The sequence below is a fragment of the Lentibacillus songyuanensis genome, assembly GCF_039548255.1.
GTDB lineage: Bacteria > Bacillota > Bacilli > Bacillales > Amphibacillaceae > Lentibacillus_C > Lentibacillus_C songyuanensis.
In genome coordinates this window covers 38535-64040 of record NZ_JBCLVH010000017.1, presented here as the reverse complement: position 1 = coordinate 64040, position 25506 = coordinate 38535, and the positions used below count along the sequence as shown (strand labels likewise).

Annotated in this window: 22 protein-coding genes, 1 pseudogene and 1 riboswitch; of the genes and pseudogenes, 7 read left to right on the top strand and 16 right to left on the bottom strand. The window is 40.6% G+C overall.

The window, feature by feature from the left end:
• Positions 1-3: 3 nt before the first annotated feature.
• The 8 genes and pseudogenes from WMZ97_RS15630 to WMZ97_RS15595 form a co-directional block, all read right to left on the bottom strand.
• On the bottom strand, positions 4-375 hold the full coding sequence (locus tag WMZ97_RS15630; RefSeq protein ID WP_343273023.1) for a GntR family transcriptional regulator: 372 nt from the start codon (positions 373-375) through the stop codon (positions 4-6).
• A gap of 288 nt (positions 376-663) precedes the next feature.
• Positions 664-831, bottom strand: a complete 168-nt coding sequence (locus tag WMZ97_RS15625) for a hypothetical protein (RefSeq protein WP_343273022.1) — start codon at positions 829-831, stop codon at positions 664-666.
• A gap of 14 nt (positions 832-845) precedes the next feature.
• Positions 846-1592 carry an ABC transporter permease gene (locus WMZ97_RS15620; RefSeq protein ID WP_343273021.1) on the bottom strand — a complete coding sequence of 249 codons (747 nt, stop codon included), beginning with the start codon at positions 1590-1592 and terminating at the stop codon, positions 846-848.
• Between the two features lie 16 nt (positions 1593-1608).
• Positions 1609-2508, bottom strand: a complete 900-nt coding sequence (locus tag WMZ97_RS15615; protein ID WP_343273020.1) for an ABC transporter ATP-binding protein — start codon at positions 2506-2508, stop codon at positions 1609-1611.
• A gap of 240 nt (positions 2509-2748) precedes the next feature.
• Entirely contained in the window at positions 2749-3348 is a 600-nt protein-coding gene (locus WMZ97_RS15610; protein WP_343273019.1) for a class I SAM-dependent methyltransferase, read from the bottom strand.
• Between the two features lie 57 nt (positions 3349-3405).
• A complete protein-coding gene (locus WMZ97_RS15605; protein WP_343273018.1) occupies positions 3406-3588 on the bottom strand; it encodes a hypothetical protein in 183 nt (60 codons plus the stop codon).
• A gap of 705 nt (positions 3589-4293) precedes the next feature.
• Positions 4294-5079: pseudogene (locus tag WMZ97_RS15600) on the bottom strand (sulfite exporter TauE/SafE family protein).
• A 433-nt stretch (positions 5080-5512) separates the two neighbouring features.
• Positions 5513-6922, bottom strand: coding sequence for an MDR family MFS transporter (locus tag WMZ97_RS15595; RefSeq protein ID WP_343273017.1), 1410 nt, complete (start codon positions 6920-6922; stop codon positions 5513-5515).
• Positions 6923-7425: 503 nt separating this feature from the next.
• On the opposite strand from WMZ97_RS15595, the gene WMZ97_RS15590 reads away from it, so the two are divergent.
• The 3 genes from WMZ97_RS15590 to WMZ97_RS15580 all read left to right on the top strand — a co-directional run bounded on the left by WMZ97_RS15590 (position 7426) and on the right by WMZ97_RS15580 (position 10889).
• Positions 7426-7908 (top strand): MarR family transcriptional regulator, encoded by a 483-nt coding sequence (locus WMZ97_RS15590; protein WP_343273016.1) that lies wholly within the window; start codon positions 7426-7428, stop codon positions 7906-7908.
• Positions 7909-8188: 280 nt separating this feature from the next.
• A complete protein-coding gene (locus tag WMZ97_RS15585; RefSeq protein ID WP_405027698.1) occupies positions 8189-8947 on the top strand; it encodes an ABC transporter ATP-binding protein in 759 nt (252 codons plus the stop codon).
• Complete coding sequence (locus WMZ97_RS15580; protein ID WP_343273014.1) at positions 8937-10889, top strand: FtsX-like permease family protein; 1953 nt, start codon at positions 8937-8939, stop codon at positions 10887-10889. The genes WMZ97_RS15585 and WMZ97_RS15580 overlap by 11 nt, the downstream gene beginning before the upstream one ends.
• A 453-nt stretch (positions 10890-11342) precedes the next feature.
• Here the strand turns inward: WMZ97_RS15580 and guaA are convergent, their stop codons facing one another.
• The 8 genes from guaA to WMZ97_RS15540 all read right to left on the bottom strand — a co-directional run bounded on the left by guaA (position 11343) and on the right by WMZ97_RS15540 (position 22161).
• Positions 11343-12878 carry a glutamine-hydrolyzing GMP synthase gene (guaA, locus tag WMZ97_RS15575; RefSeq protein ID WP_343273013.1) on the bottom strand — a complete coding sequence of 512 codons (1536 nt, stop codon included), beginning with the start codon at positions 12876-12878 and terminating at the stop codon, positions 11343-11345.
• A gap of 338 nt (positions 12879-13216) precedes the next feature.
• Positions 13217-13320, bottom strand: a riboswitch (purine riboswitch).
• An 82-nt stretch (positions 13321-13402) separates the two neighbouring features.
• Complete coding sequence (locus tag WMZ97_RS15570; RefSeq protein WP_343273012.1) at positions 13403-15616, bottom strand: transglutaminase family protein; 2214 nt, start codon at positions 15614-15616, stop codon at positions 13403-13405.
• On the bottom strand, positions 15613-16881 hold the full coding sequence (locus tag WMZ97_RS15565; protein ID WP_343273011.1) for a DUF58 domain-containing protein: 1269 nt from the start codon (positions 16879-16881) through the stop codon (positions 15613-15615). Before WMZ97_RS15565 ends, WMZ97_RS15570 begins: the two co-directional genes overlap by 4 nt.
• A complete protein-coding gene (locus WMZ97_RS15560; protein ID WP_343273010.1) occupies positions 16878-17840 on the bottom strand; it encodes an AAA family ATPase in 963 nt (320 codons plus the stop codon). The genes WMZ97_RS15565 and WMZ97_RS15560 overlap by 4 nt, the downstream gene beginning before the upstream one ends.
• Positions 17841-18128: 288 nt before the next feature.
• Positions 18129-18293, bottom strand: a complete 165-nt coding sequence (locus tag WMZ97_RS15555; RefSeq protein WP_343273009.1) for a hypothetical protein — start codon at positions 18291-18293, stop codon at positions 18129-18131.
• A gap of 12 nt (positions 18294-18305) precedes the next feature.
• On the bottom strand, positions 18306-19478 hold the full coding sequence (locus WMZ97_RS15550; RefSeq protein WP_343273008.1) for a Ger(x)C family spore germination protein: 1173 nt from the start codon (positions 19476-19478) through the stop codon (positions 18306-18308).
• Entirely contained in the window at positions 19475-20578 is a 1104-nt protein-coding gene (locus WMZ97_RS15545; RefSeq protein ID WP_343273007.1) for a GerAB/ArcD/ProY family transporter, read from the bottom strand. Before WMZ97_RS15545 ends, WMZ97_RS15550 begins: the two co-directional genes overlap by 4 nt.
• The gene (locus WMZ97_RS15540) at positions 20575-22161 is read right to left on the bottom strand and encodes a spore germination protein (protein ID WP_343273006.1); all 1587 of its coding nucleotides are present in this window, start codon (positions 22159-22161) and stop codon (positions 20575-20577) included. Before WMZ97_RS15540 ends, WMZ97_RS15545 begins: the two co-directional genes overlap by 4 nt.
• A gap of 251 nt (positions 22162-22412) precedes the next feature.
• Between WMZ97_RS15540 and WMZ97_RS15535 the strand changes: the two genes are divergently transcribed.
• The 4 genes from WMZ97_RS15535 to WMZ97_RS15520 all read left to right on the top strand — a co-directional run bounded on the left by WMZ97_RS15535 (position 22413) and on the right by WMZ97_RS15520 (position 25467).
• Positions 22413-23411 carry a DUF3231 family protein gene (locus tag WMZ97_RS15535; RefSeq protein WP_343273005.1) on the top strand — a complete coding sequence of 333 codons (999 nt, stop codon included), beginning with the start codon at positions 22413-22415 and terminating at the stop codon, positions 23409-23411.
• Positions 23412-23462: 51 nt separating this feature from the next.
• Positions 23463-24527: a DUF3231 family protein gene (locus tag WMZ97_RS15530; protein ID WP_343273004.1), complete on the top strand. Its 1065-nt coding sequence runs from the start codon at positions 23463-23465 to the stop codon at positions 24525-24527.
• Positions 24528-24536: 9 nt separating this feature from the next.
• A complete protein-coding gene (locus tag WMZ97_RS15525; RefSeq protein ID WP_343273003.1) occupies positions 24537-25028 on the top strand; it encodes a hypothetical protein in 492 nt (163 codons plus the stop codon).
• Between the two features lie 118 nt (positions 25029-25146).
• Entirely contained in the window at positions 25147-25467 is a 321-nt protein-coding gene (locus tag WMZ97_RS15520) for a hypothetical protein (protein ID WP_343273002.1), read from the top strand.
• The last annotated feature ends 39 nt before the right edge of the window (positions 25468-25506 follow it).

Below are 25506 nucleotides of genomic sequence, written 5' to 3'. Positions count from 1 at the left end.
AGTTCACTCCTCATATAACAACGTCATCATCTCAATCAGCTGATCGAGCGGAATATTGAATGCTTTGCTGTCTTCCAGCATGTTTGCCATTTGATCCTCAATCAGCTTAAGCTGTTTTTCCCGCAGCAATTCAGGATTTTGCGCGGCCACAAACGACCCCTTGCCCGGAAACGTTTCAATGAATCCCTCTTTCTCCAGTTCCTCATACGCCTTCTTGGTGGTAATCACGCTGACCTGCAGATCTTTTGCCAGCTTACGTATCGACGGCAAATTTTCCTTTTCCTGCAACCGGCCATGAAGAATCTGCTCCTTCATCTGATTCTTTATTTGCACATAGATCGGCTGATCCACCGTATTAGATATAATGATATTCACTGCATCACCTGCTTTGCTTCCTCTGTTAATACTGTATATGTATAGTATATACAGTATTAACAGTAGTGTCAATCCATTTTTTCCAAAAAAATAAACTGCCTTTTTCCTCCATCATTCTGGAAAAAAGGCAGTCTATACGCTTTGGGGTTAACTAGCATCAACAGAAAAATCGGACCCATAATCCGTAACAGTTGGGTTCACCCCTTTTATTTCTTTAGGAAGGTACTTCCTTTTTTGTACCTCAAACTTGTTCGAGCGCAAAAGCTATCAATAAGTCAATTTAACAACTCAACGATTCATTGTGAATTCCAACAATGGTAAGTGTAAAAGCACGTTGATTTCCACGATGCCAGCTCCCATATACATCCATATTTCCGAAACCGTCACTTCACATGCATTCATTTTCATAATGGTGCGGGCAATAAACGTAAATATACCACCCCAAATGCACTCCATATCCATGTCTCCAGCTAATGGACCGCTCGTTTCAGAAAATATGGGTAACGGACGATGGCAATAATAAATGCAGCTAACCCAATAGCAAATAATATTCCTAACGTTTGGAGGAGCTCCAAAACTTGCGTGGTCCCTGCCATGGCATCCTGAAAAGACTGGTGTGCCCAATACTGAGGCAGAAAACGACCAATGGTTTGCATAAAGCCCGGCATCATTTCAAATGGAACCCATAACCCGCTTAACATCGCTCCACCTAGAGCAATGATCTGGGTAATCGCAATTCCCATATTCTCGGTATTTACTGTCAGTGACATCGCGAGTCCAATAGCTGTCACTGTAAACGTAATGAATAAGGACAAAATCAATAATATAATTGGCTCACCTAATGAAACATCATAAACAACTTTTCCAAATAAAAATAACATAATAATCTGAAAAATAACAATAAACATGAACGGAAGCCACTTGCCAAGTAAATAGGAATAGCTTTTAAGCGGTGTGCTTGCAAGTCTAGCTGTCATCCCTCTATCCCTGTCTTTAATAAACACCTGTACCATCGAAATCATAATAAAAAACACAAACATCACAACATATCCCGGAACAATAGACTGAATAACTTCCTGCCTTGTTGCATCGTCGACACCTGCTGTAAATATAGAAATAAATAAAACGGTAAATAGAATAGGCAGAATCAGCATCCAAAAAGCAAGTCCTTTATCCTGTGCATGTTTCTTTAATTCAACGATCAGCATCGCATTCATTCTATTACCTCCCTATTTAATCTCTCAAGTTACTACCGGTTAATCTGAAAAATACATCTTCTAACCGAAGACGAACCAGCTCCAGCCGTTCTACGTCCATATTATTCTCTCTGCTATAGGAAATAATATTTTCCATTGCTGACAACGGTTCTTCTGTATAGATTACAAATGCATCCTTTTCTTGAGAAACCGTACCGTATGGTTCCAGCTGTTCTTGGGAAATACGGTCTGCTTTGATATAAATGGAAGGAACTGCATATTGTTGGAGCAATTCACCTATCTCCCCAATTTCGATCAGTTTTCCTCGATCAAGAAATACAACATAATCACAAAGTTTTTCAACCTCTTCCATATAGTGACTTGCATAGATCACGGTCTTTCCAGTTGTTTTTAATTCTTCAATCATTTGAAAAATATATTGCCGTGACTGAGGATCGATGCCGACAGTCGGTTCATCCATGATAATCAGCTCTGGGTTGTGCATCAATGCACATCCAATATTCAGTCTGCGTTTCATTCCTCCTGAAAAAGTGGATACTTTATCCTTGCCCCTTTCACTAAGACCAATGAGTGCCAGCACCTCTTTTATCCGTTGTTTTAGCCTCCTTCCTTTTAAATTGTATAATCTGCCAAACAACTGTAAATTGCTGGATGCCGAAATGTCTTCCTCTAAAATGATATCCTGTGGAACATAGCCTAATTTCTGTTTTGATTTGTCGGTGATTCGTTTTTCATTCCATTCAATTTTTCCTTCATAATTGCGAACAATGGATGTAATCATTTTAATTAATGTGGATTTCCCTGCACCATTTGGACCGACCAGCCCATAGCAAGTTCCCTCAGGGATGGTAATGGAAACATCTTTTAATGCCTCCGTTTTATCATAATGCTTTGTTACATGATTGATGGTCAGCATATTCACCATCTCCTTTCACTTACATTATAGCACAGAGAATGAAGTGGAGACGGGAAGGAAAGGGATAACATACAAGGTTTAATGTATAAAAAGCTGAAGATTCTACATAAAATATATTTGGATTCTAGAAGTTGATTTTCACATATCGTTTGAAACCCGTCAAAATGATATCCTGCAGAACGTAGATTAATCTCTGCTTTATTTTGTCGGACACTTATTTTCATTAAACATGATTCGTTATTATGGTTCAGCCCATATCAAATATAAAGAACCTGCCATGTAACGCTCCTTCCTAATAAGCTTCACATTAGACTTTTCTACCATTGCAGAAATATCTCTGTTCAGATGGCACCCGACAACCCTTAATGCCAATGGATCGACCATTTTTTGCATCCCTGCCAGAAGTTTATTTGTACTAAAGCCATGCTCCAGCATCAGTATTTTCCCTTCTGGCTTACACCACTTTTGAAACTTATTTAGGACATCGACTGGTTCCTGATAGGCGCAAAAGCTAGTAGAAGATAGGATAGTATCAAAGCTGTCATCGCCAAATACAACCGTCTCCATATCTTTTTGTAAAAATGTCGTTTGAAAAGGATAATTTTTTGCCGCATGCTCTGCGGTTCTCAACATTTCGCGACTAAAATCCACACCTGTCAATTCAATATCGTTGCGATAGAAAGGAAAATTAAGACCAGAACCAATAGCTACTTCCAAAACGTTTCCCTTTGCTTCTTGAAAAATTCGTTGGCGAAACCTATATAACGGATCATTTTTTCGTCGTTTATCGTATTTTTCTGCCTGCTTATCAAACTTTTTAATTAATGATTGGCGATCCATCTCATCCCTCGATTTCCTCTTTATTTAGGCCTTTTTTTATTAATGAAGTCTTGACCGTTATCCTTGAAATTCTGTATCTCTCATTTCTCCATATGATGCTTTGTTCCTTTCTAGCAGATCAAGAATTGCTTTGATTACTTCGACTGGACAATCAATGTGAATACTAGCACGACCGGCAATTTCAAGTATTCGATGTTCTCCATAGGAGACAGAATCAGCCAGCAGCTGGCAAAAAGACAACAGTCGGGCTTCCAGAACCAGACTTATTCAATAGCAACGTCTTAAAAATAACAGTTGCTTTTACATACGACATTTCTGCCAGCTCCCTATTCTTTAATAACAAAATAAGGTGCAAAGCCAATGTAATCGGAAAAGCTAACCAAGGCGATTTTTATAAAGTCTCCCCATACATAGTATCGCCCTTCCATCAATTAGCTTTGCATGGGGCACTACTGGACCCTGACATTCTAATCTTACCTGCCATTTTCATCATCTCCATAGCAATTCAGGATTAACTCCGATTTACTAACAAATAATCTCTTCCCTTGATGAACTATCTGGCCAGTTTGTGTAATAAATAGTATTAGAATCTTTAAATGTCATTTTAACATACAAACACTGGTTTCACACCAATCTGTATATTCAAAAAAAACTGCCAAACTTTATTTTGGCAGGGAACTTGTAGATGTCATCGAGGAATTACCAGTCGATGTCTCTTCTCCCATCACACGGCATTTAGATGATCTAACGTTCGATCCAATTATTTAAATGTAATATAAAATTCAGAAATCGGATGAAGGACTACCTTTCATGCCCTATTATCTTTTTTTCTTAAACAAAACATAATTTTTATCTGAAAATTAAATCAATATAATCGATGTCAAAAATTTAATGGTTGACTTCATAATTATTTTTTATGCAACGCTAGTGATGAATTATAAACAATTAGCTTATAAACATCATAATGACCACAATAAACAAAAGCATTAAGTAGATTTTTGAAAAAAGTTTGTCAGATAATTTTTGAGCCCAAGACCTTCCAATAGGTACACCAATAAATCCCCCGATTGTAAACCCATTAAATGCAGGTAAGTATATAAACCCTAGCGCTGACGAAGGCATCTCACCTATCTGCATTCCTGTAATTAAATAAGTAAAAGCTCCTACAATAGCAATTGGTAGTCCTAGTGGAGTAGCTAGAGCTACAGCACGTATCATACGCATACCTCTATTTCTCAGATAAGGAATTGTCATTGTACTTCCACCAGTACCTAATAAAGTTGAGACAAATCCAATCCCTATTCCGATAAAAGACGCTGATCTATGTTTGGGCAGACTAAATGTTTGGTCATCAATTTCTCTTGTGAATGATTTTTTAAATAAGTTCGTAATCAAAACGTAAATTAATAATCCAATAAATGCAAACCGAAGGAAATCACTTTCAATTTAGACTGCAAGCACTCCGCCTATTAATGAACCGATTGCAATATATCCTACTAACATTTTAAAGACTGGCCATGTCACATTGCCTTTTTTGGCATGATTATAAGTTGAATTGAATGAACTTATGATCATAACTGCTAATGATGTACCGATAGCAGTATGCATTAAGTATTCGCCAGGAATAGAATCTGGTAAAAATGAAAATAAGATAGGAACTACTACAAATCCACCACCGAAACCAAACATACTCGATAAAATACCAATAATAATACCAATTAATGAAAACATAATAAACGAAAATCCCACTAAAAATCATCTCTCTCTTTACAATTTTAATTAAATATCGTTTCTCGAGTTCTATTAAATTATGTGTAGAGTAATGTTACAGAATCTATCGTGTAGTTTAGTAATTTATACTTCACAAGTGGAACATGAATTGTTGTGACACACACTGAGGGCATTCAAGCATTTTTTTGACGCTTTCCCCGATTAAACAAGAAATGGAAATTGTCAATTCTAAAACACCTGATAATTCATCTAAAATTCCGGAACAAGTGGGAGGCAGGAACCTACTTCCCCTCAGCATGGTTATTATATCAAGTTTGCTTCTTTCAAAAACAGTGCCAGGCACCCAAACAGTTGTGAATTGTTTCGGTGCCTGGCACTTTAAGATAACGTATATCTATTATTTGGGTTACTATGTGTACGCGGAATTTTTTTATTACCTTTCCGTTGCACGATCTCCTGGTTTCACCTTTTCTTTTAGTTTAAAGGAAAGAATGAACCCAAGGAAAGCGGTAAATGCTGCTACAATAAAGGAAACATTTACACCATGAATAATACCACTTACTTGCTCACCCGGGATAGCTGAGGTAGTCATGATGGTAACAAGAACCGCTGTACCGACCGACCCGGCTACTTGGCGGAAGGTGTTATTCATAGCCGTCCCATGCGGAATCAGCTCATTAGGCAACTGGTTCAGCGCCAGCGTTGTCATTGGCATCATAACCATAGCAATCGAAACCATTCGAACACCGTTCATACTTGCCAGATAGGCGAAGCTTGTATCCGCGGATAAATTGGTAAATGCAAAAGTCGTCAATGTTAATAGTAAAAGACCGCCTCGAGCAAGCCATTTCCCTCCAAACTTATCAAAAAGATAACCGGTAATCGGGTTTGAAAACCCCATAATAATTGCGCCGGGTAACAATACAAGTCCAGATTCGAGTGCCGAGAATCCAATCATGTTCTGCATGTATAATGGCAAAATAACATTCGTGCCAATCATGGCGGCGAAGACTACCATTCCAAGTGCAGTTGCTAATGTGAATGTAGCATGTTTGAACACCCTGAATTCGAGAAGCGGCTCTTTCAACTTCAGTTGTCTTGTTATGAACCAGTAGAGTGATAGAATACCAATAATAATGGTTAGTATAACCTGAAGACTAAGCCATCCCGCGTCTCCAGCGACACTGAAACCATATAAAAGTGAACCGAATCCAATCGTCGAAAGAATAACGGATAAAACATCCAGCCTTGGTTTCTTCAATTCTGTCACGTTTTTCAGTAAAAAGTAAGCCGCTATAATGTCTAAAACAGCAATTGGCAGTATAACATAAAACACACTACGCCATGGGAATTGATCAACTAGCCAACCTGAAAGGCTCGGACCGATTGCCGGTGCGAACGCGATAACAAGTCCAAACAACCCCATCGCCGTCCCCCTTCTGTTTACGGGGAAGGTAAGAAATAAAATGGTCTGCATGAGCGGCATCATAATACCAGCTCCTGAAGCTTGTAAGACCCGTCCGACCATTAAAAATGTAAAATCTGGTGAAACTGCTGCAACAAAGGTCCCGATGGAGAACAACCCCATTGCAGTCAAAAACAGCTTACGCGTGGTAAATTTGTCGATTAAAAAAGCCGTAACTGGGATCATAATGCCATTTACCAGCATAAAAACGGACTGCAGCCACTGCGCCGTACTCTCGCTCAAATTAAGATCTCGCATGATAGGTGGCAGTGCAGTTCCAAGAAGTGTCTGATTCAAAATGGTGACAAAAGCACCAGATAATAACACCGCAAAAAGCGGTATTGATTTTTTCCAATCAAATGTTTGCGTGTTTTCCATTATACACCAACTCCCTTATGTTATTTCAGAAAAACGAGTTCTTCCAAGAGTGCCTTATAAGCCTAAATACTCCTTCTATAGCGTCCTATTAAAACTGCGCTCCTATCGTTTTACTTCAGATAGCACCTTAGTACGTTTCTTCATTAATTAAACAAGATAAGAGCCTAGAGGCATCTTATCTTGTAGATAGCTATTATTTATTCAATGCTTCTTCCTATTTAAAGCAACCTGTTCAGCATGATTTTCTGCTTTAATCGTCTTCATTTTTCTAATGAAATAATAACGGTTGAAAAGTGCGAGTGCACAAAAAGAATATCCACATAAAATATCTAAACAAGATAAAAAGATCAGTAATTAATAGAGAAACACCTCTATTTTTTTACCTAACCCACTATAAACTCATTTACCTTGATAGTCAAATAATTAGTTCACCGAATTAATATCATATTTATTATGATATAATGATTTAAAGTCACGGATAAACTATTAAGGAGCGAAGATCGTTGTCTGATATTCTTTTCGATGAGCAAGCAGAGACGCTTATAAAATTACTAAGAAAGTTCAGTACTAGAATGACTTTATTCCAGCAAAATATTGCCCATTCCTTAGGAGTCTTCCATACAGATTTAAAATGTGCCGACATTATCAATGAAACTGGTCCCATTAATCCCAGCGAATTAGCAAAAGAATCAGGTTTAACAACTGGAACAGTTACCACGTTAATTGACCGGTTAGTAGATGCTGGATATGTTACACGACAGCGTGATCCAAATGATCGGAGAAAAGTTTTCATTTGCGCAAATAAAGAAGAACAATCAAAAATTAAGGACCTTTATATACCACTGGCAAAATCAATAGCTCAATTATGTGATCGATACAGTGATGAAGAATTGAAGTCTATTTTTGATTTTATGCACCAAGTCACAAAAATTGTCCAAATCGAGACAGGTCACATGAAAGACGCCGTTGAAAAAGATAAACATTGATAAGATAAACATTGATATTATTCTCTTTTTGTTAAAAACCAAAATCGATTGATTGCAAATTCCCGCAGCAAAGCCGTTACACATCAAGACCGACGTCCAATCCAGAGCAGGTGAAGGCACCACCTTTACCCGAATATTCCCTAACAAAAATGATTTTGTGGCCATTACCGGCATGTGACAAGAATGTCACATGCCGGTTTTAATTGTTAGCTAAATCGAGGGAAAAGATAATGGTCATCCTTTATCATAGGGTTAGGAAGATAGAAGGAGTGAATCAGTGATGATGTTACAAGCAACCAAAATTTATAAAAGCTATGGAAATAAATTTAATAAGCAAGAGGTCTTAAAAGGGATCGATATCAACGTGGGAAAAGGAGAGTTTATCAGTATCATGGGGGCATCCGGATCAGGGAAAACGACACTCTTGAACGTCCTTTCTTCCATTGGTCGGGTGAGTCAGGGAACTATTATCATTCAAGGGAAGGAGCTAACGACCATGAAGGATAAACAGCTGGCCAACTTTCGCAAACATCATTTAAGGTTTATCTTTCAGGAATATAATCTGCTGGATACACTGACAGTGAAAGAGAATATACTCCTTCCACTGTCGATTAATAGTGTATCGAAAAAAGAAGCAAACCAAACATTCGAGCAAGTGGCAAAGGAATTGGGAATTTATGATATTCGTGATAAATATCCAAACGAACTTTCAGGAGGGCAAAAACAGCGCACTTCAGCAGCTCGTGCATTTATCCATAAACCGAGTATCATTTTTGCTGATGAACCGACAGGAGCGCTGGATTCCAAATCGGCATCAGACTTATTAAATAAATTAAACAATTTAAACGAAACCCGTGAAGCCACTATTGTGATGGTTACCCACGATCCTGTCGCAGCGAGCTACTCGGAACGGGTGACTTTTATCAAAGATGGAAGCATTTATACACAGGCCTATAAAGGTGTTGGAACAAGGAAGGCCTTTTTGAAAGACATCATGAAAATACAAGGTGTTCTAGGTGGGGTACACGATGAGCATTAATCGATTAATTTGGCAAAGTTTAAAGAAAAATATCCGAAACTATTATTTATATGTGTTCGCACTCGTTTTTAGTGTGGCGTTGTACTTTTCGTTTGTTACGTTGCAGTATGATCCCGCTCTTGATGAAAAAACCAGTACGGTAAAAGGAGCAGCAGGTCTTTATGCCGGATCCGTTTTATTAATCGTGATTGTTGCTGTGTTCCTATTATACGCAAACACCTTATTCATCAAACGCAGAAGTAAAGAAATTGGCTTATTCCAGCTAATCGGTATGACTAAGGGAAATATCTTTCGCATTTTGAGCCTGGAAAACCTCACATTATATATTGGATCTGTCATTATCGGGGTTTTTTGCGGATTTGCTGTGTCAAAATTCATTAAAATGATGTTATTTAAGATTACCGGTATCAATCAGGTTGCTACACTCGACTTTTCCGCGATAGCGCTATTTCAGACGCTGCTTGTGTTTTTCATTACTTACTTGTTTATTATGCTAATGAACTATTTGTTTATAAAAAGGCAAAGCGTTCTTTCTCTGTTTCAGGCAAGGTCCAAAACAGAGAGCACTAGAAAAAGACTATCGATGATTCAGGTGCTGATCGGAATCTTTGGTATTGGACTGATTGGTCTAGGCTATTATTTATCCACCATATTATTTGGTAGTGATAACGTCACATCTGGCCTCTTATTTTTCTTGATGATTGGTATCCTAGGTTCGGTTATTATTGGAACGTACCTGTTCTTCAAGGGATCGGTTAGCTTTATCCTACAGCTTATTCGTAAAAGTAAAGCAGGGTATTTATCGATTAGTGATGTACTGTCCTTATCATCGATCATGTTTCGCATGAAGTCTAACGCCATGCTCCTAACCGTGATTACCACCGTTTCCGCACTTGCGATAGGATTGTTATCACTAACGTATATTTCCTATTATTCCACAGACAAATTAGTTCAAGCAGCTGTGCCAAATGACTTTTCTATTCCCAATCAGGAAGACGCAGATCATTTCACGAAAAAACTGGATCAAAAACATATTAGCTACAAGTCCAACGAGGTTGATTTAATTACTGTAGATGCTAACTTAACAAAGGCATTAAAGCCTGTTTCGAATAGTTCCTTTATTGACCCAACGGATAGTGAAATGACTGTTATCAGTGATCAATCAACGAAAAATATTAACGTTTCATCCGATGAAACGGTCCTTACCGGAGCTGGCACGTCACTACAGGTATTTTCGTTTAACGACGAGGGAAAAATTTCTTTTTCTAACACGGAGGATACCTTTGATGTTCACTTTTCGGAAGTACAAGAGCGATCCATTCTGCCAAGGGCTTTCTTGTTTGGCGGTCCGGCGATTGCGGTGGTTGACGATAGTGTCTATCAGCAATTAGACAAAAACCTAGATTCGGATATCCAGAGTGAATTTGGGAGTACCTATATCGGCATAGATATTACAGATAAGGAGCAGTTACAAGAAGCCGATAGCGTTTTTAAAGAAATGAACTTTGATGAAAAAGATAATCCCATTTATGGTTCGCAGTTAGCGGCTGAGGAACAGCTGAAACAATCTAACGGACTCAACATGTTTATCGTTGGTTTTCTCGGATTAACCTTCCTGATTACATCTGGGTGCATTCTGTACTTTAAACAGATGGATGAAAGTGAAGAGGAGAGGCCCACCTACACGATTTTACGGAAACTTGGCTTTACCCAGGGGGATTTAATACGCAGCATTTGGTATAAACAACTCTTCAATTTCGGCATCCCATTAGTACTCGGTCTGTTGCACAGTTATTTCGCGGTCAAATCCGGCTGGTTTCTATTTGGTACGGAAATGGTGACCCCGACTATCATTGTCATGACCATTTATACTGTTCTGTACTCGATTTTTGCTGTTTTATCTGTGCTTTATTATAAGCGGGTTATCCAAGAGGCATTATAAGAGAACATCCCCCCGCTGCTTTAAAATGTTCCAAAGCAACAAATTCATGTGCTTTTTAATGCATAGGTATTAATTCAAATTTTATACGAAATGGGGTGAAATAATGAAAGGTGTTGCGGGATTTTTATGGTTCTTTTTTGTAATAGCACCGATACTAATGATTATTTTTATAATTATACTTATTTTCCTGGGAGGGGATTGAAATGGATAAAAAAAGCTTCCTTGCTATTTAAGGTTTAGTTTAGTGTTTCATAAAGCTGACCCTATCGGACAGAAGATATGAAACTATCCAGGAAACCACCCTTATGAATAAATTCCAAGAAAAATAGATGCGGCTAGTGTTAAGGATGTATTGTTGAATCTATTCAATATCAAGGTTCGCCACAGCTGTGCCACGAAGAATAAAAAGGCCCTAAAAACCCTGTGTTATCAAGGTGTTTAGGGCTCCTGTTATTATTCCCACTCAATCGTAGCAGGCGGCTTACTCGTCACATCATACACCACACGGTTTATATGAACTACTTCATTAACCATCCTTGTAGATATTCTTTCTAAAACATCCCACGGAATTCGCGCCCAATCAGACGTCATGCCATCAATTGACGTTACCGCACGAATGCCAATCGTGTAATCATACGTCCGGGCATCACCCATGACGCCAACACTGCGAATATCCGGCAGCACGGTAAAGTATTGCCAGATGTCACGTTCTAATCCTGCTTTGGCTATTTCGTCACGCAGAATCGCATCGGATTCACGGACGATGGCAAGTTTGTCTTCGTCTACCGCTCCCAGCACACGAATAGCTAACCCTGGGCCTGGGAAAGGTTGGCGCCAAACAATATGTTCAGGTATGCCGAGCTGCAGGCCGAGTTCACGAACTTCATCCTTAAACAATGTGTTCAACGGCTCAATTAATTCAAATTGCATATCTTCCGGAAGACCGCCAACATTATGGTGCGACTTGATCGTTTGTGCTGTCTCTGTCCCGCTTTCAATGACGTCCGTATATAGCGTTCCTTGAGCGAGAAAATCAATATCGGTTAATTTAGCTGCTTCATCGTCAAAAACATAAATAAATTCATTGCCAATGATCTTTCGTTTTTTCTCCGGATCGCTGACTCCTGCTAATTTGCTCAAAAAGCGTTTTTGGGCATCAATTTTGATAATATTCATGTGGAATCCTTCACCCAGTGTTTTCATAACATCGTCCGCTTCATTCTTGCGGAGTAGTCCATGATCGACAAAAATACATGTGAGCTGATCACCGATTGCTTGATGAATCAGGGCCGCTACTACTGACGAATCAACCCCGCCACTTAAAGCGCAAAGAACCTTGCGATCGCCAACCTGTTCCTTGATTTTCGCTGTTTCCAACTCGATAAAGTTTTCAATAGTCCAGTCTCCAGTACACTTGCAGACCGCAAAGACAAACTGCTTCAATACGTGATTGCCATATTCCGTATGGCGAACTTCCGGGTGGAATTGCACTCCATATAATTGGTTATCCGGGTTACTCATCGCTGCAATTGGCGTGGATGGACTAGTCGCATCCGTTTGGAAGTTTTCTGGTACTTCTATCACCTTATCTCCATGGCTCATCCAGACTGTCTGCTTAGCAGGGGTATCTTGGAACAGCAAGGGTTCACGGCTTAAGTCAATAAGTGCTTTGCCATATTCCCGGTCCTTTGCCTTTTCTACCTTTCCACCGAAATGTAATGTCATTAATTGCATGCCATAGCAAATACCCAAGACGGGGATATCCAGCTCGAAAATTTTCTCATCACAGCGGAAACTATTTTCATCATATACACTGTGCGGGCCACCGGATAAAATAATGCCTGCTGGATTCATTTGTTTAATTTCATCCGCTGTCAATTTATGCGAATGGAGTTCACTGTACACGCCAAACTCTCGAATACGCCTCGTGATCAGCTGATTGTATTGACTGCCAAAATCTAATACTAAAATCATTTCGTTGTTATCCATGTTTCCACTCCTACCTTTTTATGCGGGTGCTATTGCGGGTTATACCTAATATCCAGTACAGGTTCACGTTAAACTAATGTAATATGGCTGTCTTTCATATTGATGCCGGATTTAGTTGCAGGTCATGTTCTCGCCCGTTCCAATCGGGGGCTCGTTCGTTTTCGGCTTGCTCCTGCATGTTTTGATCAGGCTTTCGCACGTTTCGATCAGGGGCTCGCTCGTTTTCAGGCAAACAATATCGAATCCGGTATGCCCTCCTTATACAAAAAAACCGAATTTCCACCTAGCGCAACAAACAAGCTGCAAAAAGGCAGAAATCCAGGTTCAGTAAACGAAGCCTATCGATATTCCGCCTTCATAGTCAGGGCTTTTACGGCGCCCCGGTAGATACTTTCTGGACCATATAACCAGAGGATATACGAAAGCATATAAAATTTCCTATTGTTTTCTTTATCTCATGCTGAAAGGCCGCGTGGGGCTTCAGCACATATCCTATTTTATTCTACTAACATCCACCACCATGGTCAAGCCATTATCCGGTTAATTAAATTTTTCCATAATTGGTGAAGGTGATGCATGTCGTTTGGATCCGTCTGTTCATGGTATAACAGTTGTTCATAATAATCGGTAAGCGTGCGCATGTCGTCTGTTTCATACCGCTTATCGATCCACTCGGCATACTCGCGAAGTGTTTGTCCAGTTTCTAAGGGGAGCCCCTTATGCTTTAATAGCTTTAATAAATGATGATAGGCATCCTGGAACGTTTTTGGATCCGGACTGCGGGTAAGTTTCCGGGATACGACTTTTGTTTTTAACCAAAAACGCAGCACGTAAAGGACAACGGCTATTATTATTACGGAAATACTCCCTATCCCGATAGACCACCATTTTATATGGGATTCTGAAGCAGCTGCATGATTATCGGTTTCATCTGTTGCTTGATTGTCCGTTTCCTTTTCGGGTTCTATTTGGTCGCTTTCCTGTTCAGGCGGCTCTTCCGTTTCCTCTTGCTCATCCACATCATCATTCTGATCCACATTTTCATGGAAATCACCTAAATTAGAAAACCCTTGCGTCGGCTCAAACGGTACCCAGCCAGATCCAGGAAAATATACCTCCACCCATGAGTGGGCGTTGGCACTTGTCACCTCATATAAATCATACGTATTATTGTCATCATCGATATAGTCCGAAACCTGTTCCCCGCTGGTAAAACCTTTCGCCCACCGCGCAGGAATTTCCAGCGTTCGCAGCATCACAACCATCGTAGTTGAATAGTTATCACAATACCCTTTTTTGGAGTCATATAAGAACTGATCCACGTAATCTTGATTCTCTTTTGGAACCGGCACATCGCTTGTTTGATACGTAAACCCGTTTTGACCAAAATACGTTTCAATCGCCCGTGCTTTATCATACCGGGTATCCTTTCCCGCTGTTATTTCTTTAGCTAACTCACCGACACGTTCAGGTAACGATTCCGGCAGCTGCGTATATCGTTCCTTCACCTCGGCAGGATCTCCCGTTGATTGGTTACGCAATTGATCAATGGCAAACGACGGATAATCAAAGGTAATGGTATAGTTGCTTAGACTGACATCCTTTTTGTTCACCTGAGTCCGAATAGAACCGGAATGCTCATCAAGTAAAAAATCTGCATCTGATTGCGCGTTGACCTGACGAATGCCATATGGATAGAGTAACTTGACGATATTGGTATTTCCCTGAAACGTGACAATATTTTGCTGCCGCTCGGTTTCGACATCGTCAGCGAACGTTTTCAGCTGTAACGATTTTGGTGATTGCGTTACATATTCAGCAGGTTGTGATTGTTCCCAGCCCTTACCAGTGTAAAGGTCTTTGGTTTCAATTCGCCAATAATGTTCTTGGTTCATGGCCGCTTGAAAAACAGGGGTGTAATCCTGTACAAATGAGCCGCCAAGCTGGGAATCATCTTCTCCATAACCAACCTTGTGCGTACCCAAATGATCCCCCGAATAGCCTGTCTTGTTTGCAGCACTTTGAAAAAATGGTACCGGATCTGGCCATCTTGGATCAAACTTTGGCGCTGCATACCCGATGAACGTGGCAAACAGGACGACAGCAATAAGCGGCAGCGCCCATACAGCTGATTTTTTAAGCCAGGTAAACCGAATCGATTCACTATCCATTAATTTAAACATGTTAGCAAGTCCAAAGGCTAAAAACGAGATGATAAAGGTTCTTACAATGGATCCATCTGCTTCATATATGGTAAATGTATCCAATACGGTCACATAGACAATTGTTAATAACACAAACAGGAAAATTCGCTTCATGACGATAAACCAATAATACAGCAGATAGCTCATCAACCAGATCAGCAGCAGGAATAAGAAGCTGCGAAACAGGGGTGTCAGTTCATACCAATTCTGATGAACCAGCGATTGAACGTTAGCTGTCATTTCCAGGGAAAATTGCTGGACCCATGCCATGCTTAGAAATCCGTACGGCATAAATAACATATGGATAATAAACAGCATGGCAAGACCCTTTAACAAAAAGGACAGCCACCATTTCATTTGCAGCAGTGAAATCATAAAACAAAATGCTGCATAGACAATAAAAACAGGCAAATCATTGGTGTCGGTAATTTGCTGGACTGGATAAAGCCACTCCAATAGTAAAAGAAATCCTAATAAATATAAGATCGAGGTATAGAAAAATGGGATAATCTGCTTATCAGCATTCGTATTCATCCTAGACTCACCTCGATTGTATGCTGGATTAATTGCTTTTTGGTTAGCACGTTCACGATAATACCATGAAAACGTAATTCCTTAATCACATGTTGCTGGTAGTCGATCATGTCACTTGCAGGTGGAACCAGGTGCACAATGACCTGCTTTGACCGCTTCCTTAGCTGCTTCACTGCATCTTTTCGTTTATCATCCAAACGCGTTGTCACCAGCATTACAAGACTTCCATTCGGGATAGTTGCTGCAGCCTTTCGTATTTCCAGTGCAAACGGAGTGGTCCCATTCGGTTGAATGCGTGTTAAATACTGCAGCAGCCGCTCCATTTCGTACGGATTTTGATCGATTGCAAATTGTGCCAATTGTTCCGCGATGGAGAGGAAGCTTGTTTTCGTGGATTGTTTTCTCAACGCTTCCATGATCGACAAGCTTAACTCGAGTGCCGCTTCATATGCTAATAAATTGATGTTGTCATCATAACAGCTGTCCAAAATCACGACCGCGTCGGTACTCTTCTCCTGTTCGAATTCTTTTGTCATCATCGTATGCTTCTTTGCAGTTTGCTTCCAATCAATCCAGGAAAACTTATCCCCTGGCAAATATTCGCGAATCCCTGTCGCCACATTGGTAGATTTTATGTTCAGCGCATTGGATGATACAGAACCCTGATGAAAGCTATCGACCCGTTCTTTTAATATGATCGGACGCAGGTTGGGATAGGCAACAAGCTGATCCGGCGCGTGAAATAAATGTGTTTTTTGCACAAACCCAAATAGATCGCCCGTTTTTACCCGGAGTGTCTGAAGGTGATGCTCTCCCCTTGGAACGCCATCGATTTGATAGGTTAACGTTACAAGACGTTTAAATCCGGGAAATACCACCTGTTTCATCATCCGATTAAACTGTACTTTCTCCGGGTGCTCCAAGTCATGATACTTTTCCAGTCGTGTATCGAATTGATTTAGTGAAGACGGAAAAATCTCCTCACAAACACAATAGTATAGCGGATATGGAAATGCCCGCTTTAACTTTACTGTCACGGTAATGCTATCACCAGCATGTACGATATGGCGTGATACCATCCTAGTAACCTGCCATCTATTAATCGGATAAAAGAGTAATCCCAGATGATAGATAAAAATCGGCAAATAACTAAAAAATAAAAACCAGCTGACAAAACCACCTTGAAACATCGCATAGGAAAATAATGCACCTAAGAGGATAAGAATAAACAGAAGCTTGCCGATAAAGCCAGCGATTCGATTCATTGCTTAAATTCCTTTCGAATCGGGACTTCAGATTGGTTAATGATTGTTTCAAGCACCCGCTCACTTGTCAACCCATCATACTTGGCTTCTGAGGTTAGCAGGATCCGGTGTGAAAATACATATGGCGCCAAGTACTTTACATCGTCAGGGATGACATAATCCCGGGAATAAATATAGGCATACGCCTTTGCTGCTTTCATTAGGGCAATGGATGCACGCGGACTTGTTCCAAGATAAACGGCTGGGTGCTTTCTTGTGCCTATTGCGATGTTAACGATGTAACGCTGGATCGTTTCATCTATGTATACAGCTTTTACTTCCTCCTGAACCTCCATTAATTGCTCCCGGTTCATGACCGCCGTGATCTGCTCAAGCGGGTGAATAGTAGCGGTACGTTCAAGCATGCTTACCTCTTCTTCTGGAGTTGGATATCCCATCCTTAATTTTAGCAAAAAGCGGTCTAATTGGGCTTCCGGCAGTGGATAGGTTCCTTCATATTCGATTGGATTTTGCGTCGCCATTACAAAAAAAGGCCGCTTCAATGGAATGGTATTGCCATCAACAGTTACATTGTGCTCTTCCATCCCCTCCAAAAGCGAGCTCTGCGTTTTTGGCGATGTCCGGTTAATTTCGTCCGCCAGCACAATATTACCAAGGATCGGACCGGGCCGGAACTCAAATTCCATTTCTTTCGGATTATAAATAGAGACGCCTGTCACATCAGACGGCAATAAATCAGGAGTAAATTGAATTCGTCTAAAATCACAATCCAATGATTTCGCAAGGGTGCGAACAAGCATTGTTTTACCCACTCCGGGAACATCTTCCAGCAGTACATGTCCTCCGGCAAGCAGTGCAACCAGACTTAGCGTCGCCTCCCACTGCTTTCCAATCATAACTCTATTAATATTGGATAATACCTTTTCTATCTTTTCATTATAAGCAATTGGTTCATGCATGGTGGTAAGCTCCCTTCCTAACAACGCTCCATCCCTAACTATACTAGAAAAATATGGGGAAGTAAAAGCACAATAATAGGTAGTTTTAGAGTATTGTAACGGTTTAAAAACTAGTCTTACCAGCTGTGTGAATTTTATACTTTTTATGTGGTGAAATAGGGGGGCTGGGCGGCCCCCCTCGATCGCTCTGCTCGAGTTTTCGATCGCTCAGCCCGAGTTCTCGATCGCTCTGCTTGAGTTTTCGATCGACCGGCTGTATCCCATGATCCCAATCAATTATGCAACCACTCATGGGTCCTCATCAACCCCCTTTTCGTCCTCTTTCCACGGTGGATCGCCAAATTGATGCAGCTTTCGGTTCATTTTATAAATAACAAACGGCACCAGGAATGCAAAAATAGTATATACGATAACAATTGGTTCCGGTAATAAGCCTAAAAAGTGTGTCCACATGACACCATCCCTTTATTTTTTCTTCGTTTTATTAACATTACCCGTTGTTCGGATTCTACTCGTTACATTCACATGGAACGTCACATCCGTAAAATAATTTTCCCCATGATCCCAGTCGTCTTTCATTTGCTGCCATTGGTCATAATGCCGTTCCTTCAACATCTTGCCAATGCCAAAGATATCGGTTTCCAATTCCTCCTGCGCTTTATGGATCGTTTGCTCCGCTATTTTTTTGATTTCTTCGGACACTTGTTTTTCAATCTCTCTTACCGTACCACCCTGGAATAGATTCTGCGTACCAAATGTTTCCGAAATGACCCCGCTCGTATCAATATTCACTTGAACATCCATATGCCTGATATCATCGGTGTTCAGCTTGATCTTGCTGTTAGCCTTTTCCAGTTCATACGTAATGTTTTTCTTGTGAATGGCGATCTTAATAACACCTTCTTGGGCCTTCCCCGTAATTAAATTTAGCCCTTTGGCATCCAATCCATTAAGCGAACCAATCATTTGATTGTTGTAGCCTTTAAAAACCGCAGCACCCTTTGACTCCATACTTTTTTCCTTCGGTATGATTTGGGGAAGAACATAGCTCAGCTTATTCATTAAATTTTCATGGACAGTACCGATTTTGACCGGCTCGATTTCCGATGCATTGGTAAAGCTATTTTCCATAATCGAGTCAAGATAGATAATTGGGATTTTTTCACTTTCCGGTTTCGTATTTAAGACATCGCTTGCTTTTCCATCGGTGACGACAACCTTAATGCTTCTGCGCATTTCCGGATTACGCAAAAATATATCCATTACCTTACCAAATAGGTAAGGGCGCTCGGCAACATTGTTGGAAATAACGACGACTTTCTCATGTTCGTAAAATGGGATGCGGCTCGTTTGATCAGCCATTTTTCGTGATATGTCAAACATGCTATCGCCTGATGCCGTTAGATTATCAAATGCTTGCGTATCCCCTCCGCCTTCGGATGGCGTACCAATTCCCGCCGGCACCACAAATTGATGGGTTAAGGTTAATTCTTGTGTTTCATTTTCCTTGCTTCCTGCCAAATCAATCCCAGATCCAACAATAAATCCACGCTGCTCAATTTCTACCTGATCCCAGCATCCAGTCAATACCAATGTAACTGCAATGAATAGGTGAAACAATCCGACTCGTTTTATCATTTCTTTTTCACCTTCCTTACCTTAGCAATGATAGCAAGTATGATGGTGATAAATGTTGTATAACCAATAGCGAAATAGCCGAAATAATTTGCCATTGTGGTAACGTTGATTAAATCCTCTGGGTACATGGCAATGACATAGACAATTGGGGACAAGATGCAAACCAGTGTTATTTTTGATTTGCTTTTAAAAACATTGCCAAGTGCCAGCACCGCAATATCCAATGCCATCACCGCAGTGTTGAAAATAGCCATTATCCAAATTACGAAAAAGATCGATTCAAATCGTTCAAAGAATCCCCCAGGAATGTCTACTTCCTTAGCCAATTCAATTACAGGAAAAATTAAATTTGATGTGACTGAGTTGCCAAATACACCAATACTGGTAATGTATAAAACAATATAAAGCACGACCGGGATACACGTCCCGATCACGACCGACCGGGGCACCTTTTTTGGTTTTTCTACAAGTGAAGTATAAAAAAGAATAATCCCAAGCCCCATATACGAAATTGTTCCAGTCCCCAATCCCCTTGCATATCCTTCAAAACTTGTTTCAAAAACCGGCAGTAAATTTTCCACAGAAAACCAGCCGATATTTAAAACAACTACCGCCAAGGCAATAAATAGAATGATTGGCAAGAACATCATATTTAACCGGAAGATTCCCGCCCTTGAACCGGAAACTGCATAAACAACAACAAGCAAAAAGGCCAGTGATAAAGCCTCAACCGGGGTACGGTCAAATAAATACTGCTTAGCAATATCCGATATTTCGCGAACCTCTAACGCTGCTAGTCCCAGAGAGATAGCAATAAAAATAAACGTTACAATGATCGCAATTGGTTTGGAAACAAGTTTTGACGAATAGGAAACAAATGATTGACGCGGAAAACTCGTTGCCAGACGAGCCATTAACCAAGCAATAAAAATAATGATGCTTCCACTAATCGCGATTGATATCCAACCATCCGCACCAACTGTATCGCCAGCTAAATCCCTTGGCAACGAGAGGATACCAACATCGATCAGAATGGAGGAGATCGCAATTAGGATTTCCCGGTGACTAATTTTTTCGTCGCCATACTCAAACCATTTCATGATCCGTTGTCTCCTTTATTTCCCTTATTTTCCTTTCCTTCTTTATAGGTATTATTTCCAGATCGAACGTCTTTCGTTTTTAAGTATTCTGGGCGTTTCGTTAAAACCTGGACCGGTGCACGAAACACGAGGTCCTTCCAATCCGAAAGAAAGCTTGGTGCAAAAGGAGTGGAGAAAGGTACACCAATACTTTTCAAGTTAACGATATGAACATTTACGATAATGTACGTGAGGATAATTCCATACAAGCCAAATATTGCAGCAGAAAACATCATCCCAAAGCGAATGAGGCGAAATGCAATGGAGACACTGTACTCTGGCATGGAAAACGATGCGATTGCTGTGAGTGCCACAACGATAACCATCACCGGGCTGACAATGCCTGCTTGAACCGCAGCCTCGCCAATAACAAGCCCACCAACAATCCCAATCGTATCACCAATCGTTTTCGGCAATCGGGCACCTGCTTCCCGTAGCAGTTCCATTGTTACCCCCATTAATAATGCCTCTACAAAGGCGGGAAAGGGTACTCCTTCCCGGGAAGCAGCAATGGAAAAAGCCAGTTTAGAGGGAAGCATACCCTGGTGAAACGAAACAAGGGCAACAAATAACGCCGGAGCAAACATCGCGATAAACGCAGCCACATACCGCAATACCCGAAGCAATGTCCCTACTGCCCAGCGCTCATAATAATCTTCCGGGGTTTGCAATGCGTCACCAATATTGAACGGCATAATTAGTACGAGAGGGGTGCCATCTAGTAAAATGGCTACTTTCCCCTGCAACAGTGCGATAGCCACTTTATCCGGGCGTTCCGTATTGGTGATTTGCGGAAAAGGAGATAAGTAACTATCCTCTATCCACTGCTCAATATATCCCGATTCTGGCGCATCATCCATATCAATCGTCTTCAGTCGACGATTCACTTCCTTGATTAAATCCGGGTGGGTTACCCCTTCGATATATGTAACAACCAAATCCTTTTTGGAACGCTGTCCAACCTTTTGGGTTTTAAAACGCAGATTGGGATCACGAATATACCGTCTGATCAACACCATGTTGGTGCGCAGATTTTCAACAAAGCCCTCTCGCGGCCCACGGATAACCGGCTCGGTTTGCGGTTCTTCAATCGCCCGTGTTTCCCAACCTTTTGTATCCATGATAAGAACATCATCGATCCCATCCAGGAAAAAAACCGTGCTTCCATACAGAATGGCATCAATCACATCATCCATCGTATGTCCTTTTTCAATATCGCTGGAGGAGATCATTTCCTGATAAATGGTTTCAAACAGTGCTTTTGTGTTATGGGGTAATTCCTTTCGTTCCGTTACACCTTGAATCCGCAAGATAATACTGTTATGTACTTCAGCTGTATCGACCAGTCCATCAATACAAACAACGGCTCCTTTGTGCGCCGTGTTACGAACGGAAAAGGTACGGATAATTAAGTCATTCGGCTTCTGCAGCATTGCTTTAATATTTTCTGTATTTTTATCAAGCTGCTTAACCAGTTCAGTAGTATTTTCATCTTTTTTATATTTCTGTTTATCTTGTTTTTTTCGCCTGAATGAAAAACCCATTGGCTATCTCCTCTCTTTGCTGTAAAACGAGAAGTCGTTTCCCTTTGGTTTCCCATTTACCGGACTTTTTATACGGGCATTCCGGACGATGAAAAGGCTGTATAAACAGAGGGATATTCGGCAGACTAAGAACAAAGATGCAAACAGTTGAATGCAAACTAAACTAAGTTCAGTGAATGATGACATTGACTCAACTATGAAAACTAAAAAATAAATTAACATTCCTGCCATTCAAGGAGGTAAGCAGTTATATGGATACAAACGTCAAATTAACATCAGCTGAACTCGCTAATATCTGGGGGGCCTATCAAAATGCCAGTATTACCTCAAAGGTACTGCTCTATTTTCAACATATCGTGGAGGATAAGGAAATAGAGGCCATCGTTCAGGAAGCATGCTCCTTGCAAGAATCCCATTTACAATCGCTTATGAAACTATTTCAAGCCGAGAATCTTCCTATCCCGATTGGATTCACCAATAAGGATGTGAATACGGACGCTCCAAGGCTTTATACGGATAGCTTCCTTTTACAATATACCGTGCAAATGGGAATGCTTGGCATGTCCTCTTTTACCCAAGCCATTAATTCAGTAACAAGAAAAGACATTTATCAGTTTTTCATGGAAGGGTTCCAAAATTATAATGCACTGCATCAAAATGCATTGTCAGTTGCGTTGGCAAAAGGTATCCAAAGCAAGGCTCCAACCATACCCGAGCCGAATAAAGTTGACTTTGTGAAAAAACAAAGCTTCCTTAATGGATGGCTAGGGGAACGACGACCGTTGACTGCTTTGGAAATTGCCAATTTATTTTCCAATATTTCTCACAACAATTTGGGAATTGCGACGCTCACCGGCTTTCGTCAAGTATCAAAAAACAAACAAGTGACTGATTATATTACCCGTGGAATTAATATTGCGAAGAAGCACGCAGATATATTCAGTACTTTTTTAAAGAAAGGAGACGTTCCTGCACCCGCAGGATCAGAATCATTAGTGACGGATGTAAATAGCGTAGCACCATTTTCTGATAAGCTAATGATGACACATGTTACAGCAATGATCACGATCGGGATTACCTTCTACGGAATAAGCATTTCCACCAATATCAGACGTGATTTAGCAGCAGCCTATGCACGACTAAGTGCGGAAATCGGCTTATATTCAGAGGACGGGGCGAACATCTTGATCGATAACGAATGGCTGGAAGAACCTCCCAAAATGGTGGATCGAGGAGACTTGGCAAAATAATGCCAGCAGCTATGAGCACAAGTCGAACTGGAAACAGCAGGATTACAGCAAATGCCTGCATGGTGGATTCAGGCAGTGAATGAATCAAAGAAGGGAATGGAAATGATGACAAATACTTCGGAGCATATAGAAGAGCTAACGGCTGCGGAAATCTCCGGCCTTTGGACATCTTACCAGAATAATACCATGATGATTTGCGGAATACGCTACTTTTTGCAACATACAGATGATGCGGATATTAGGGGTATACTAGAGGAATTTTTAACGTTTTCAGAGAAGCAAAAAAAAGAAATAATAGAAATTTTGACAGTGGAAGATTATCCAATTCCACAAGGGTTTTCAGAAAATGATGTTCATCTAGACGCACCACGACTCTTTTCCGATCGAATTTACCTGGAACTGATGTTGAATGTTGGCAATTTCAATACAGCCATTTTTGGATTGGCTATGACCCAGGTGGAACGGGATGATATCATTCACTTTTATGCTGACACCCTGGATAAAACCCAGCACTTGTACAAAAAAACAAAAGATATTGCCAAAGAAAAAGGAATTTATATTGGCTATCCAAAAATTCCAAAAGCAAAAGAAATTGAGTTTGTAACCAAGGATAGTTTTTTGACCGGCTGGTTTGGTGAAAAACGGCCATTACTAGGTGTGGAAATTACCGCATTGGTCTTAAACACCCGGCGTAATGCCCTTGGACAAGCACTTATTGCCGGATTTTCCCAAGTTGCCAATGCCAAAGAGGTCCGTAAGTTTTTCGAAAAGGGGCGGGATATTGCAGGGAAACAGTTAGAGACATTTTCAAAAATCTTAAGTGACGATTATATTCCTGATGGCTCACGCATCTTAACATCAGAGGTAACCAATTCAACAGTCGCTCCGTTTTCCGATAAGCTTATGATGTTTCTAATAACGACGTTGATTGCATCAGGGATGGGGCAATACGGCTCTTCCATGTCCATTAGCCCAAGGCATGATTTGGGGGCGATGTATGCACAGCAAATAGCGGAGGTAGGCAAGTACGCCAATAAAGGGGCTAATATCCTGATTGAACACGGTTGGATGGAACAACCGCCAATAGCAGCGAATCGTAAAGATTTGGCTAAATAGGTCGTGACGATGCAAACGACAAACAGTAATGCTCAAAGCAAAAAATTGGAAATGTTGCTATGGAGTATCGCTTTTCCCGGATTTGGCCAATTACTGAACTCCCGCTATTTCAAAGGTATACTGTTTATTGCTTTGGAATTTGTAACCAACTGCTTTGGGCATTTCAATACGGTTATCGTACTAAGCTATAATGGAAAAATACAGGAAGCTGTTGCACAAACCAATTATCAATGGCTCATGTTTTATCCTTGTCTTTATTTCTTTGCCATGTGGGATGCATATCGCGATGCTGGCGGCGGAGAAAAGCCTTATTCCTTTATGCCTTTTGCATTCTCCGCTTATTTCGTCACACTAGGGTTGATCTTCTCTGCTCAGCTTAAACTATTTGGCGTTTTATTGGGTCCCATGTGGCTGCCAATTCTTTTCCTTCCATTTGGTCTGCTCGTTGGCTTTTTGATACAGTTTATATTGCTGAAGATAGATGCAAAAAACTCCGGTTAGAGAGGGTCCACTAAAAAGGTAGTGCCCCCTCTTTTCTCATGTGAATATCATTTTTTCTTAACAATGATATGATACAATGAATACATATCAGCACCATTTCATTGGGAGGGAATTTTGCATGCAGGAGCATGAAGAAACACTTTTTAAATCTGGAGCGAACGCAATGAAGAAATTGGAAGGTGTTGGCGGGAAGCTTTATTTAACTGACAAAGCTTTACACCATATTCCTCACAAATTGAACATCCAATCTGCCGAAACATATATCCCATTAGACACAATAACAGAAGTGAAAGCGAAGAATGACTTTGTGCTGTTGCGGAATAAGCTTATTGTTACCACAAAAGATGGGACAATGTATTCTTTCCGTGTTAACCACCGCAAAATATGGATACAAAAACTAAGGCACCATCCATCCTTGCATGATGTATTCATTTCCTGAAGCACACTGGAATGGTTAGTTCTCCCTCACATAGTTACC